The following is a 14,305-nucleotide window of genomic DNA, read 5'->3' as shown; positions in this document are numbered from 1 at the left end:
ACCGAATAACAGCACTACCCTTACCAGACGTTGCGTCACTGCTTTCACCACTGCCCCGACCATAATTTGAAGAAGAGGGAAAACCATGTTCGCGCACAAGACCGCATTGCTCAGCGCCCTGAGCACCGCCCTGCTGGCCAGCGCCGGCCTGCAGGCCGCCGAACCGCTCAAGGCCGTGGGCGCCGGTGAAGGCCAGCTGGATATCGTCGCCTGGCCCGGCTATATCGAGCGTGGTGAAAGCGACAAGGCATATGACTGGGTGACCGGCTTCGAGCAGGAAACCGGCTGCAAGGTCAGCGTGAAGACCGCCGCCACCTCCGACGAGATGGTCAGCCTGATGGCCAAGGGTGGCTACGACCTGGTCACCGCCTCGGGTGACGCCTCGCTGCGCCTGATTGCCGGCAAGCGCGTGCAGCCGATCAATACCTCGCTGATCCCGAACTGGAAGAACATCGACCCGCGCCTGCAGAACGGTGCCTGGTACGTGGTCGACAAACAGGCGTACGGCACGCCTTACCAGTGGGGCCCGAACGTGCTGCTGTACAACACCAATGTGTTCAAGGAAGCGCCGACCAGTTGGAACGTGGTGTTCGCCCCGCAGAACCTGCCGGACGGCAAGCCGAACAAGGGCCGTGTGCAGGCCTATGACGGCCCGATCTATATCGCTGATGCCGCGCTGTACCTGAAATCGGCCAAGCCGGAACTGGGTATCCAGAACCCCTATGAGCTGAACGAAACCCAGTACAAGGCAGTGCTCGACCTGCTGCGCGAACAGCACCCGCTGGTGCACCGCTACTGGCATGACGCGACGGTGCAGATGAGCGACGTGAAGAACGAAGGCGTGGCTGCTTCCAGCTCGTGGGGCTACATGGTCAACGGCTTGAAGGCAGACAACCAGCCGGTGGCCTCGACCATTCCGAAGGAAGGCGCCACCGGCTGGGCCGACACCACCATGCTGCATGCCGAGGCCAAGCACCCGAACTGTGCCTACAAGTGGATGGACTGGTCGCTGCAACCGAAGGTCCAGGGTGACGTCGCGGCCTGGTTCGGCTCGTTGCCGGCGGTGCCGGCAGCCTGCACCGGCAGCGAACTGCTGGGTGCCGAAGGCTGCAAGACCAATGGCTTTGATCAGTTCGACAAGATCGCCTTCTGGAAAACCCCGCAGGCTGAAGGCGGCAAGTTCGTGCCGTACAGCCGCTGGACCCAGGATTACATCGCGATCATGGGCGGCCGCTAGAGCCCTGTCGCGGGACGAGCTGGCTCCTACAGTTGTGGGAGCGGGCTTGTCCCGCGATGTTCTGAACTCACCGCACAACCGTTGTCAGTCGTCCAGGCCTGGGCCGCTGCGCATACCCACGCCTATCCGGAGCACGCCACCATGACCCTTGCAGTCCAGTTCACCCAGGTTTCCCGCTCGTTCGGCGAAGTCAAAGCCGTCGACCAGGTCTCCATCGACATCCAGGACGGCGAGTTCTTTTCCATGCTTGGCCCCTCCGGCTCAGGCAAGACCACCTGCCTGCGCCTGATCGCCGGCTTCGAACAACCCAGCCACGGCTCGATCCGCATTCACGGCGCCGAAGCCGCCGGCCTGCCGCCCTACCAGCGCGACGTCAATACGGTGTTCCAGGACTACGCCCTGTTCCCGCACATGAACGTGCGCGACAACGTCGCCTACGGCCTCAAGGTCAAGGGCGTCGCCAAGCAGGAACGCCTGGCACGCGCCGAAGAAGCCCTGGCCATGGTTGCCCTCAATGGCTACGGCGAGCGCAAACCGGTGCAACTGTCCGGTGGCCAGCGCCAGCGGGTGGCCCTGGCCCGCGCGCTGGTCAACCGCCCACGAGTGCTGCTGCTTGATGAGCCGCTGGGCGCCCTCGACCTGAAGCTGCGCGAGCAGATGCAGAGCGAGCTGAAAAAACTGCAACGCCAGCTGGGCATCACCTTCATCTTCGTGACCCACGACCAGACCGAAGCGCTGTCGATGTCCGATCGCGTCGCGGTGTTCAATCGCGGGCGCATCGAGCAAGTGGATACCCCGCGCAACCTCTACATGAAACCGGCGACCACCTTCGTTGCCGAGTTCGTCGGCACCTCCAACGTAGTGCGTGGCGACCTGGCCCAGCAACTCAACGGCAGCCAACTGCCCTTCTCGATTCGCCCGGAGCATATCCGCCTGGGCGAGCAGGCTGCCACCAGCCACGAGATCCAGGTCAGCGGCCTGCTGCACGATATCCAGTACCAGGGCAGCGCCACCCGCTACGAACTGAAACTGGACAACGGCCAACTGCTGGCGGTAAGCCACGCCAACAACCAATGGCAGGAGCAGAACCAGCCCTGGCAAACCGGCCAGCGCGTGCAGGCGCGCTGGGCCCGCGAGGCCATGACCGCCTTGCAGGAAACCGCACTGGGCGAGGGCCGCTGAGATGAGCCTGGCCCTGGAAAACCCGGCCTTGCGGCCCCTCGACTCACCGCTGCGGCGCTTCTGCAACCTGCTCTATCGGCGGCCCAACCTGTACCTGCTGATGTTGCTCATCCCGCCGCTGATCTGGTTCGGCGCGATCTACCTCGGCTCGCTGCTGAACCTGCTGTGGCAAGGGTTCTACACCTTCGACGACTTCACCATGGCGGTGACCCCGGACCTGACCCTGGGCAACTTCGCCGCGCTGTTCAACCCGGCGAACTTCGACATCATCCTGCGCACCCTGAGCATGGCCATCGCCGTGTCGGCGGCCAGCGCCGCCCTGGCCTTCCCGATTGCCTACTACATGGCGCGCTACACCACCGGCAAGACCAAGGCGTTCTTCTACATCGCGGTGATGATGCCGATGTGGGCCAGCTACATCGTCAAGGCCTACGCCTGGACCCTGCTGCTGGCCAAGGGCGGCGTCGCCCAGTGGTTCGTCCAGCAGATGAACCTGGAGCCAGTGCTGCAATTCATCCTGGGCATTCCCGGGGTGGGCGGCAGCACCCTGTCGACCTCGCACCTGGGGCGTTTCCTGGTGTTCGTCTACATCTGGTTGCCGCTCATGATCCTGCCGATCCAGGCCTCGCTGGAGCGCCTGCCGCCGTCCTTGCTGCAAGCCTCGGCGGACCTCGGTGCGAAACCTCGGCAGACCTTCATGCAGGTGATCCTGCCGCTGTCGGTGCCGGGCATTGCCGCCGGGTCGATCTTCACTTTCTCGCTGACCCTGGGCGACTTCATCGTGCCGCAACTGGTAGGCCCGCCCGGCTACTTCATCGGCAGCATGGTCTACGCCCAGCAGGGCGCGATCGGCAACATGCCGATGGCCGCCGCCTTCACCCTGGTGCCGATCGTGCTGATCGCCATCTACCTGTCCATCGTCAAACGCCTGGGGGCCTTCGATGCACTCTGAAAAAGCCTCGCTGGGCTTGCGCCTGGCTGCCTGGGGCGGGCTGGTGTTCCTGCACTTCCCGATCCTGATCATCTTCCTCTACGCCTTCAACACCGAAGACGCGGCGTTCAGCTTCCCGCCCCAGGGCTTTACCCTGAAGTGGTTCAGCGTGGCGTTCTCGCGTCCTGATGTGCTGGAGTCGATCAAGCTCTCGGCGCAGGTGGCGTGCCTGGCCACGCTGATCGCCCTGGTGCTCGGCACCCTGGCGTCGGCGGCGCTGTACCGACGCAACTTCTTCGGCAAGGAAGGCATCTCGCTGATGCTCATCCTGCCGATTGCCCTGCCCGGCATCATCACCGGCATCGCCCTGCTCTCGGCGTTCAAGACCCTGGGCATCGAGCCCGGGATCTTCACCATCGTCGTCGGCCACGCGACCTTCTGCGTGGTGATCGTCTACAACAACGTCATCGCTCGCCTGCGGCGTACCTCGCACAGCCTGATCGAGGCCTCGATGGACCTCGGCGCCGACGGCTGGCAGACCTTCCGCTACATCATCCTGCCCAACCTCGGCTCGGCGCTGCTGGCCGGCGGCATGCTGGCGTTCGCCCTGTCGTTCGATGAAATCATCGTCACCACCTTCACCGCCGGGCATGAACGCACCTTGCCGATCTGGTTGCTCAACCAGCTCAGCCGGCCGCGCGACGTGCCGGTGACCAACGTGGTCGCCATGCTGGTGATGATGGTCACCATGCTGCCGATTCTCGGCGCCTATTACCTGACCCGCGGCGGCGAAAGCGTTGCCGGCAGCGGCAAATAACTCCGGAGGATTTAGCCATGCAAACCCGACTACTGATCAATGGCCAACTGGTCGCCGGCGAAGGCGCCAGCTATGCGGTACTCAACCCCGCGCTGGGCACCACGCTGGTGGAGATCAACGAAGCGACAGCAGCCCAGGTCGATGCCGCCGTGCGCGCCGCCGACCATGCGTTCGACAGCTGGTCACAGACCACGCCCAAAGACCGCTCGATGCTGCTGCTGAAACTGGCCGACACCATCGAGGCCCATGGTCAAGAGCTGGCCAGGCTGGAGTCCGACAACTGCGGCAAACCCTACAGCGCTGCGCTGAACGACGAGATCCCGGCGATTGCCGACGTGTTCCGCTTCTTTGCCGGGGCCAACCGCTGCCTGAGCGGGTCGGCGGCAGGCGAGTACCTGCCGGGCCACACCTCGATGATCCGCCGCGACCCGATCGGCGTGATCGCCTCCATCGCGCCATGGAACTACCCGCTGATGATGGTCGCCTGGAAGATCGCCCCGGCCCTGGCCGCCGGCAATACCGTGGTGCTCAAGCCCTCCGAACAGACCCCATTGACCGCCTTGCGCCTGGCTGAACTGGCCAGCGAAATCTTCCCGGCCGGCGTGCTGAACATCCTCTTCGGCCGTGGGCCGAGCGTGGGTTCGCCACTGGTCACCCACCCGAAAGTGCGCATGGTCTCGCTGACTGGCTCCATCCCCACCGGCGCCAACATCATCGCCAGCACCGCCGACAGCGTGAAGCGCATGCACATGGAACTGGGCGGCAAGGCGCCGGTGATCATCTTCGACGATGCCGACATCGACGCCGCCGTCGAGGGCATTCGTACCTTCGGTTTCTACAATGCCGGCCAGGACTGCACGGCTGCCTGCCGCATCTATGCGCAGGAAGGCATCTACGAAAAGTTCGTGGAAAAACTCGGCGCAGCCGTCAGCACCATCAAGTACGGCCTGCAGGACGACCCGGACACCGAGCTCGGCCCACTGATCACCGCCCAGCACCGCGACAAGGTCGCCGGCATGGTCGAGCGGGCCATCGCCCAGGCGCATATCCGCCTGGTCACCGGGGGCAAGGCGGTACCTGGTGACGGCTTCTTCTTCGAGCCGACCGTGCTGGCCGACGCCCAGCAGGACGACGAGATCGTCCGCCGCGAAGTGTTCGGCCCGGTGGTCTCGGTGACCCGCTTCGACAGCGAGGAACAAGTGCTGGCCTGGGCCAATGACTCCGACTATGGCCTGGCCTCGTCGCTGTGGACCCAGGATGTCGGCCGCGCCCATCGCCTTTCAGCACGCTTGCAGTACGGCTGTACCTGGGTGAACACGCATTTCATGCTGGTCAGCGAAATGCCCCATGGCGGTCAGAAATTGTCCGGCTATGGTAAGGACATGTCCATGTACGGGCTCGAAGACTACACCTGCGTCCGGCATGTGATGTTCAAACACTGATCTGGTAAGGACACCTCATGAAAATCACCCGGCGCGACTTCCTCAACGGGGTCGCTATCGGTATCGCGGCGGGGCTCACCCCGCTGCAGATTCTCCAGGCGGCGGCAGAGGGCCGGTATTACCCGCCGGCCCTGACCGGTATGCGCGGCAGCCATGTTGGTGCCTTTGAAGTGGCGCACCAGATGGGCTGGGAGAAAAAGAGCTTCGCCACCGATGCCTTGCCGATCAGCGAGCAATACGACCTGATCGTGGTAGGTGGTGGGATCAGCGGCCTGTCGGCGGCGTGGTTCTATCGCGAGAAGCACCCGGCGGCGCGCATCCTGATCATCGAGAACCACGACGACTTCGGCGGCCATGCCAAGCGCAACGAGTTCAGCGCCGGGGGGCGGATGATCATCGGCTACGGCGGCAGCGAAGCGTTCCAGTCGCCAAACCACCTCTACAGCGCCGAAGTGAATGGGCTGCTGAAAAAGCTCGGGGTGGATATCAAGCGCTTCGAAAGCGCTTTCGAGCGCAACTTCTACCCGGACCTGGGCCTGTCGCGGGCGGTGTTCTTCGACAAGGAAACCTTTGGCGAAGACAAGCTGGTAACCGGCGACCCGACGCCGATGGTGGCCGACGACATTGCGCCGGAGCAACTCAACGCGCGGCCGATTGGCGAATTCATCAATGATTTCCCGCTGCCGCAGGCCGACCGCCAGGCCTTGATCGACCTGCATGAGGCGCCGCGCGACTACCTCAAGGGGAAGTCCCTCGAAGAAAAAACCAAGCACCTGGAACGCACCAGCTACCAGGACTTCCTGCTCGAGGACGTCGGCCTGTCGCCGACTGCGGTGAAGTACTTCCTCAGCCGCACCAACGACTTCTCGGCCTTGAGCATCGATGCGGTGCCGGCTTATGACGCCTACAGCGTTGGCTTCCCCGGTTTTTCGGCGATGGGCCTGGAGCCGATCAGCGAAGAAGCCCAGGCGGAGATGGAAGAGCCGTACATCTACCACTTCCCCGACGGCAATGCCTCGCTGGCGCGGCTGCTGGTGCGCAGCCTGATCCCCGCCGTGGCGCCTGGCCAGGGCATGGAGGATATCGTCCTGGCGCCATTCGACTACAGCCAACTGGACAAGGCCGGGCAGCCGGTGCGCATTCGCCTGAACAGCACGGCAGTGAGCGTGCGCAACGTCGAGGGTGGGGTGAACGTCGGCTACAGCAAGGGTGGTGAGTTGGCACAGGTACGCGGCAAGCACTGCGTGATGGCCTGCTACAACATGATGATCCCGTATGTGCTGCGCGACCTGTCCAAGGAGCAGGCCTTCGCCCTGAGCCAGAACGTCAAGTTCCCGCTGGTGTACACCAAGGTCATCGTGCGCAACTGGCAGGCGTTCAAGCAACTGGGGGTGCATGAGATCTACGCCGCGACGCTGCCGTACAGCCGGATCAAGCTGGACTATCCGGTGAGCATGGGCGGCTATGAGCACCCGCGCGATCCGTCACAGCCGATTGGCTTGCACATGGTCTACGTGCCGACCACACCGAACAGCGGCATGAATGCCCGGGCCCAGGCCCGTGCCGGGCGGGCGCGGCTGTACGCGATGACTTTCGAGCAGATGGAAGCGCAGTTGCGTGACCAGTTGCAGCGCATGCTTGGGCCGGGTGGCTTTGATCATCAGCGCGATATCCTAGCGATCACGGTGAACCGCTGGTCCCATGGTTACTCGTATTTCACCAACAGCCTGTATGACGACGCTGCGCAGGATGAGCAATGGATCGCGGCGGCGCGCCAGCCGCTGGGCAAGGTCAGCATTGCCAACTCGGATGCTGGCTGGAGTGCGTATGCGCATGCGGCGATTGATGAGGCGTGGCGGGCGGTGGGGGAACTGGGCTGAGGGGTTTGAGCCCCACCGCCTGGTGGGGCGCTTTCGGAAATCTCCTGCACGGTGTGCTTTCGCCTCCTACCGTTGAGCCATTGAGCGGCATGCATCGGTATCATAATCTGATACCATGAATACTCATCAATGCAGAACACTGAAGATACTCTTCAGCAAACCAGCCCCTAAAGGCCTTGAGTGGATTCGCATCGAATCATTGCTGATTGCGTTGGGTGCTCAGGCAATCGAAGGCCGAGGCTCGCGCGTACGCTTCGAACTGCGGGGTGTGATCGTGACGTTTCATCGTCCTCATCCTGACAAGGAAGCCAAGCCCTATCAGATCCGCGATGCACGCTTGTTCCTTGAGCAGGCAGGAGTGACACCATGAATGTGATGAGTTACCAGGGCTACTCGGCCCGGATCGAGTACAGCGATGAAGATCAACTTTTCGTCGGTCATGTTGCCGGGATTCGCGACTTGATCGGATTCCATGGCGAATCGGTGGCCCAATTGCGCTCGGCGTTCGAAGAGGCCGTGGATGACTACCTTGAGACGTGCGCACGCCTCAAGCGTGAGCCACAGAAAACCTACTCGGGAAAGTTGAGCCTGCGCTTGGAGCCGGTACTGCATGCCAGCGTGGCGGCGAAAGCGGAATTGGCCGATAAAAGCATCAATCAATGGGTGAGCGAAGTACTGAGCCGCGCTGCATTGGCTTGAGGTGGGCTGCATCGAAATCTGTGGGAGCGGGCTTTTCCCGCGATCGAGCGTATGTGATCGTTCGGACATACCACGCCTAACTAGCTTGCTGCCGCTTTGCGGCAGATCGCGGGACCAGCCCGCTCCCACAGAAATCGCGACCGCCGCTGATACTGTGGGAGCTGGCCTTGCCAGCGATAGGTTGTAGCCGCTGCCGACAGGCTGCGCTGGAGACCGCAGGGCTCCCAAAGGCCGCGCCTGCGATGCAGGCGAGCGCAGCCTGGCGGCAGCGGCTACACACGAACGTGCGCGCCCTCAGTCCCTCAAGTCAGACTCGTGAATCGGCTGCTCGCGACTGGTCGCGCGCTGATACTGCGCCGGCCATACCGCGCGACTCCCGCCCAGGTCATCATCGGCATGCAACGGCCAATACGGGTCGCGCAACAACTCCCGCGCCAGGAAGATGATGTCGGCCTGTGCCGTACGCAGAATATGCTCGGCCTGCGCAGGTTCGGTGATCATCCCCACCGTCCCGGTGGCTATCCCCGACTCCTCGCGCACCTTCGCCGCAAAGCGCGTCTGATACCCAGGCCCGGTCGGGATCTCCGCATGCACCGAGGTCCCGCCCGAGGACACATCGATCAGGTCCACCCCAATTTTTCTCAAGCGCTTGGCCAGCTCCACGGTTTCATCCGGGTTCCAGCCATCCTCCACCCAGTCGGTAGCCGAGACCCGCACAAACACCGGCAATTCATCCGGCCAGACCTCACGCACCGCCTCGGTCACCTGCAAGGTCAGGCGAATACGGTTCTCGAAACAACTGCCATATTCATCACGCCGCTGATTGCTCAAAGGCGACAGGAACTGGTGCAACAGATAGCCATGCGCCGCATGCACCTCGACCACCTTGAAACCGGCCTTCAACGCCCGGTGCGCAGCCTCGACGAACGCCTGGATCACATCGTCGATCTGCGTCGGGCTCATCTCGGTAGGCGCCGTGTGCTGCGGGTCAAAAGCAATTTTCGAAGGCCCGACTGGAACCCAGCCACCCTCCTCCGGCTTGACGCTGCCATGCTTGCCCAGCCACGGCCGATGGGTGCTGGCCTTGCGCCCGGCATGCGCCAGCTGAATGCCCGGGACAGCGCCCTGGGCAGTAATGAATCGGGTGATGCGTTGCAGGGGCGGGATTTGCGCGTCGTCCCACAGGCCCAGGTCCTGGGCAGTGATCCGGCCATCGGCAGTAACCGCCGTGGCTTCAGTGAACACCAGGCCCGCACCACCCACGGCGCGGCTACCCAGATGCACCAGGTGCCAGTCGTTGGCCAGGCCGTCGACACTTGAATACTGGCACATCGGCGAGACCGCGATGCGGTTGGGCAAGGTCAGGTGACGCAGGGTGTAAGGCTCAAGCAACAGGCTCATGAGGGCACCTCCCAGGACTCCAATGGTAGGCCGACCCGAGCGTCATGTGTCCCCTTGGCTCAGTGCCGGTTTCTAGAGCCTAGACCACTTTGCCCTGCGTGGTTCAGCGCGGCTCGATGTGCGCGATCATCAATTGCACGCTTTCCTGGCCACGGAATTCGTTGACGTCGAGCTTGTAGGCCAGCTCGACCCAGCGCACCGTCGGGTTCGGCCACACGTCGCGGTCCACGCCGAAGGCGATGCCGTCCAGGGTCACCGAACCACATTCGCTCTTGAGCACGACCTTGAGGTGACGCTCACCCACCACGCGTTGCGACACCAGCTGGAACACGCCATGGAACAGCGGCTCGGGGAAGTGCTGGCCCCACGGCCCGGCATTGCGCAAGGCACGCGCCAGCTCCAGGTGGAACTCCTCGACGGCCAGGGTGCCGTCGGACAGCAGACGACCGGTCAGGTCTTCTTCACGCAGCTGACGCCGCACTTCCTCGTCGAACGCGTCGGCAAATGCCTGGAAGTTCTGTGCCGGCAGCGACAACCCGGCGGCCATGGCGTGGCCACCGAACTTGCTGATCAATTGCGGGTGCCGTGCGGCCACTGCGTCCAGCGCGTCACGGATATGGAAGCCCGGCACGGAGCGCGCCGAGCCCTTGAGCATGCCTTCGCCCGCATCGGCAAAGGCGATGGTTGGGCGGTGATAACGTTCTTTCAGGCGCGAGGCCAGAATCCCGATCACCCCCTGGTGCCAGTCCGCTTCGAACAGGCACAGGCCAAACGGCATCGATTCCAACGGCAGGTCCTTGAGCTGGGCCAGCGCCTCGCGCTGCATGCCCTGCTCGATGGATTTGCGGTCCTGGTTCAGTTCGTCCAGTTGCACGGCCATTTCCCGCGCCTGGTCCGGGTCTTCGCTGAGCAGGCACTCGATGCCCAGGCTCATGTCGTCCAGGCGACCGGCCGCATTCAGGCGTGGGCCGAGGATGAAGCCCAGGTCGGTGGAGGTGATCCGGCCGTGCTCGCGACGCGCCACTTCCAGGATCGCCTTGAGCCCAGGCCGGGCACGCCCGGCGCGGATGCGCTCAAGGCCCTGGTGCACGAGGATGCGGTTGTTCGCGTCCAGCGGCACCACGTCGGCCACGCTGCCCAGGGCGACCAGGTCGAGCAGCTCGCCGATATTCGGCTGTGGCTTGGACTCGTAGTGACCCAGGCTGCGCAGGCGCGCGCGCAGGGCCATCAGCACATAGAAGATCACCCCGACACCGGCCAGCGATTTGCTCGGGAAGGTGCAGCCAGGCTGGTTCGGGTTGACGATGGCGTCGGCCGCCGGCAATTCGTTGCCCGGCAAGTGGTGGTCGGTGACCAGCACCTTGAGCCCGGCCGCCTTCGCTGCCGCCACGCCCTCAACGCTGGAGATGCCGTTGTCCACGGTAACCAGCAGGTGTGGCGTGCGCTCCAGCGCGACCTGGACGATTTCCGGGGTCAGGCCATAGCCGTACTCGAAACGGTTGGGCACCAGGTAATCGACATGCGCCGCGCCCAGCAAACGCAGGCCCAGCACACCCACAGTGCTGGCCGTGGCGCCGTCGGCATCGAAGTCGCCGACGATCAGAATGCGCTGGCGCTGCGCCAGTGCCTCGACCAGCAGGTCCACGGCCGCCTCGATTCCCTTGAGCTGCTGATACGGCAGCAACCGCGCCAGCCCCTTGTCCAGTTCTTCTGCGCTGTGTACGCCACGGGCGGCGTACAGGCGGGTCAGCAAGGGCGGCAGATCGCCCAGGAACGGCAGGGTGTCGGGCAGGGGACGCGGTTCGATACGCATGGGTCGGCTAGGGCTTCTCTGAAAGGCGGGGACAAAAACGTTCGGGGAATGCGGCCTCAGCCGCGCTCGCCCATCAACCACTCAAGCTGGACTTCGTGTTGGCCACGGTCGTCGGTGACGAACACGGTGCCTTCGCTGATCATCACGTCCCACTTGATGGCGCGTGGCATGTCCTTGGCAAGCACTTCGAGGACTTCCTGCGGTACGGCGGCGACGTTGACGTTCTTCAGGTTCCTGACTGAATCAAGCACCTTGGTCTGCCACACGCGCAGGCTGCCGTAGGCCAGCAGGCTGGTGCGTTCGGTACGGCGCGAGCACCAGGTCAGGCGGTCGGCGTCGGGCTGGCCCACTTCGATCCAGTGCAGCACGCGGTCGTCCAGGCTTTTTTCCCACAGCGCTGGCTCATCGACGTCCGACAGGCCACGACCGAACGACAGATGCTCGTTGTAGAACAGTGCATAGGCCAGCAGGCGCACAGCCATCCGCTCTTCGGTTTCGGACGGGTGGCGGGCGATGGTCTGCTTGACGCTCTGGTAGACGTTGCGGTCGAGGTCGGTCAGGTTCAGTTCGAATTTGTAGGTGGTGGACGGCTGGGCCATGAACGGGCTTCTGCTAACGAAAAATGTCGCTCAGTCTAACCGATGCGGGGGCGATCAACGAACTGAACCATCCATTCACTGCGCTACAGCAGTATCTGAAGCAATCGCCCTGTGATAAAACCTAGCGCACTGTCCCGCCGTAACGGATGCCCCATGCCCTTGCCCAGCAAACCCCTCGACGGTCTCAAAGTCATTGAACTCGGCACCTTGATTGCCGGCCCGTTCGCCTCACGGATCTGCGCCGAATTTGGCGCCCAGGTCATCAAGATCGAATCCCCAGACGGCGGCGACCCGCTGCGCAAGTGGCGCAAGTTGTATGAAGGCACATCGCTGTGGTGGTTCGTGCAGGCGCGCAACAAGCAGTCGCTGACGCTCAACCTCAAGCATCCCGACGGCCTCGACATCCTGAAGAAGCTGCTGGGCGAGGCGGACATCCTCATTGAGAACTTCCGCCCAGGTGTGCTCGAAAAGCTTGGCCTGGGCTGGGACGTGCTGCATGCGTTGAACCCCAAGCTGGTCATGGTGCGTTTGTCCGGTTTTGGCCAGACCGGGCCGATGAAGGATCAGCCCGGTTTTGGTGCCGTTGGCGAGTCCATGGGCGGGCTGCGCTACATCACCGGTTTCGAAGACCGCCCGCCGGTGCGTACCGGCATTTCCATCGGCGACTCGATTGCCGCCTTGTGGGGGGTGATTGGCGCGTTGATGGCCTTGCGGCACCGTGAGGTCAACGGCGGCCAGGGCCAGGTGGTGGACGTGGCGTTGTACGAGGCGATTTTTGCCATGATGGAAAGCATGGTGCCGGAGTTCGACGTGTTCGGTTTCATTCGTGAGCGCACGGGCAACATCATGCCGGGCATCACCCCCTCCTCGATCCACACCAGTGCAGATGGCAAGCATGTGCAGATTGGTGCCAACGGTGATGCGATCTTCAAGCGTTTCATGCAGGCCATTGGTCGTGCTGACCTGGCTGACGACCCGAGCCTGGCCAGCAACGACGGGCGCGACGCGCGCCGTGACGAGCTGTACGGAGTGATCGACCGTTGGGCTGCCAGTGTGCCGCTGGACGACCTGATGCAGACCCTCAACGACGCCGGTGTGCCGGCCAGCCGGATCTACTCGGCCGAGGACATGCTCGGTGATCCGCAATTCCTCGCCCGGGAGATGTTCCTCCAGGCCAAGTTGCCGGATGGCAAGCCGTTCAAGATGCCGGGCATTGTCCCGAAGCTGTCGGACACGCCGGGTTCAGCCGAATGGGTGGGGCCCGAGTTGGGCGAGCACACCGAGTTGCTGCTGGGTGAGCTGGGTTACGACGCGGCCGATATCGCCCACTTGCGCAAACAGGGCGCTATCTGAGCCGGCTGACTCACCGAGCCTTGCTCGGCCCATTGCTCGGCATCCTGCTGGGGTTGCTGCCGGCGTCGGCCTGGGCCAAGGAAACCTTGGTCTGGTTGCTGCGTGACCTGCCGCCGCTGACCATCTTCGAGGGCCCGGAAAAGGGCCAGGGCGCTATCGACCAGATGCTTGCGGTGTTGATCCACAACATGCCCGAGTACGACCACCAGATTATCCGGGTCAATCGTGCGCGGGCCCTGCAGGTGCTGCAGAGCAAGAACTTCGCCTGCGACCCGACCTTGCTGTGGACCCCGGAGCGGGCGCGGTTCATTGCCTTCTCCATTCCGAGCATGGGTACCTTGAGCAATGGCTTGATCCTGGGGGCACAGCAGCGACCGTTGCTGGAGCCTTATCTGAAAAATGGCGAGGTGGACTTGCGGGCGTTGCTCGACAGCCAGTCGATCAAGTTGGGGCTGGTGGCTGAGCGCAGCTACAGCACGCCGATCGACGACATCATCAAGCAGGCGCCGGAGCAGTCGTTGAGTCGTCACTATGGCGACAATGCGGTGGCCAGCCTGCTACAGATGCAGCAGTTGGGGCGTTTGCAGATGCTTTTAGGGTATTGGCCGGAGATCCGTTACCTCGGGGCCCAGCAAGGTTTGGCGGCGGATGCGCTGATCTACTATCCGATCCAGGGTGTGGCGCGGTATCAATTTGTGCATGTGGGGTGTTCGGATACCGACCTGGGGCGGGAGGCGATTGCGCATATTGATCAGCTGTTGCAGGGGTTGAGGCAGGAGGCGTTGCCGCCGATGTATGCGCGGTGGTTGGATTCGGCTTCGCAGGATGAGTATTTGCGCGATAGTCATGGTTTTTTTGTGGGGCATGATCGGCATTGATGCTGTTGTTTTTGGGGGATTAGTGGGCTTATCCATTTGATTTTTTGGCTTTGCCGGCCCCTTCCGCCCTTAC

Annotated in this window: 13 protein-coding genes; 10 read left to right on the top strand and 3 right to left on the bottom strand. The window is 63.3% G+C overall.

What is annotated here, in order from left to right:
* Nucleotides 1–85: 85 nt before the first annotated feature.
* The 8 genes from ydcS to M5G11_RS13950 all read left to right on the top strand — a co-directional run bounded on the left by ydcS (nt 86) and on the right by M5G11_RS13950 (nt 8,188).
* Nucleotides 86–1,237, top strand: coding sequence for a putative ABC transporter substrate-binding protein YdcS (ydcS, locus tag M5G11_RS13985; RefSeq protein ID WP_273911805.1), 1,152 nt, complete (start codon nt 86–88; stop codon nt 1,235–1,237).
* Between the two features lie 141 nt (nt 1,238–1,378).
* A complete protein-coding gene (locus M5G11_RS13980) occupies nt 1,379–2,419 on the top strand; it encodes an ABC transporter ATP-binding protein (RefSeq protein ID WP_273911804.1) in 1,041 nt (346 codons plus the stop codon).
* 1 nt (nt 2,420) lies between these two features.
* Nucleotides 2,421–3,371, top strand: coding sequence for an ABC transporter permease (locus M5G11_RS13975; protein ID WP_273911803.1), 951 nt, complete (start codon nt 2,421–2,423; stop codon nt 3,369–3,371).
* Nucleotides 3,361–4,167, top strand: a complete 807-nt coding sequence (locus M5G11_RS13970) for an ABC transporter permease (protein ID WP_273911802.1) — start codon at nt 3,361–3,363, stop codon at nt 4,165–4,167. Before M5G11_RS13975 ends, M5G11_RS13970 begins: the two co-directional genes overlap by 11 nt.
* Nucleotides 4,168–4,184: 17 nt before the next feature.
* The gene (locus M5G11_RS13965; protein WP_273911801.1) at nt 4,185–5,609 is read left to right on the top strand and encodes a gamma-aminobutyraldehyde dehydrogenase; all 1,425 of its coding nucleotides are present in this window, start codon (nt 4,185–4,187) and stop codon (nt 5,607–5,609) included.
* A 17-nt stretch (nt 5,610–5,626) separates the two neighbouring features.
* Complete coding sequence (locus M5G11_RS13960) at nt 5,627–7,489, top strand: NAD(P)-binding protein (RefSeq protein WP_273911800.1); 1,863 nt, start codon at nt 5,627–5,629, stop codon at nt 7,487–7,489.
* 115 nt (nt 7,490–7,604) lie between these two features.
* Complete coding sequence (locus M5G11_RS13955; RefSeq protein ID WP_273911799.1) at nt 7,605–7,859, top strand: type II toxin-antitoxin system HicA family toxin; 255 nt, start codon at nt 7,605–7,607, stop codon at nt 7,857–7,859.
* Nucleotides 7,856–8,188: a type II toxin-antitoxin system HicB family antitoxin gene (locus tag M5G11_RS13950; protein ID WP_273911798.1), complete on the top strand. Its 333-nt coding sequence runs from the start codon at nt 7,856–7,858 to the stop codon at nt 8,186–8,188. Before M5G11_RS13955 ends, M5G11_RS13950 begins: the two co-directional genes overlap by 4 nt.
* A 294-nt stretch (nt 8,189–8,482) precedes the next feature.
* Here M5G11_RS13950 and M5G11_RS13945 read toward each other — a convergent pair whose 3' ends face one another.
* From M5G11_RS13945 to M5G11_RS13935, 3 genes are all read right to left on the bottom strand, one after another.
* Complete coding sequence (locus M5G11_RS13945) at nt 8,483–9,589, bottom strand: NADH:flavin oxidoreductase/NADH oxidase (protein ID WP_273911797.1); 1,107 nt, start codon at nt 9,587–9,589, stop codon at nt 8,483–8,485.
* A 103-nt stretch (nt 9,590–9,692) separates the two neighbouring features.
* Nucleotides 9,693–11,402, bottom strand: coding sequence for a single-stranded-DNA-specific exonuclease RecJ (gene recJ, locus M5G11_RS13940; protein ID WP_273911796.1), 1,710 nt, complete (start codon nt 11,400–11,402; stop codon nt 9,693–9,695).
* A 56-nt stretch (nt 11,403–11,458) separates the two neighbouring features.
* Entirely contained in the window at nt 11,459–12,001 is a 543-nt protein-coding gene (locus M5G11_RS13935; protein ID WP_273911795.1) for a YaeQ family protein, read from the bottom strand.
* A gap of 153 nt (nt 12,002–12,154) precedes the next feature.
* On the opposite strand from M5G11_RS13935, the gene M5G11_RS13930 reads away from it, so the two are divergent.
* Together M5G11_RS13930 and M5G11_RS13925 are read left to right on the top strand one after the other, a co-directional pair.
* Nucleotides 12,155–13,354: a CaiB/BaiF CoA transferase family protein gene (locus M5G11_RS13930; RefSeq protein WP_273911794.1), complete on the top strand. Its 1,200-nt coding sequence runs from the start codon at nt 12,155–12,157 to the stop codon at nt 13,352–13,354.
* Between the two features lie 20 nt (nt 13,355–13,374).
* Nucleotides 13,375–14,232 carry a TIGR02285 family protein gene (locus M5G11_RS13925; RefSeq protein ID WP_273911793.1) on the top strand — a complete coding sequence of 286 codons (858 nt, stop codon included), beginning with the start codon at nt 13,375–13,377 and terminating at the stop codon, nt 14,230–14,232.
* Nucleotides 14,233–14,305: the final 73 nt, after the last annotated feature.

The organism is Pseudomonas fontis (genome assembly GCF_028656955.1).
GTDB classification, from domain to species: Bacteria; Pseudomonadota; Gammaproteobacteria; order Pseudomonadales; family Pseudomonadaceae; genus Aquipseudomonas; species Aquipseudomonas fontis.
This window is presented reverse-complemented; position numbering and strand designations above follow the sequence as displayed.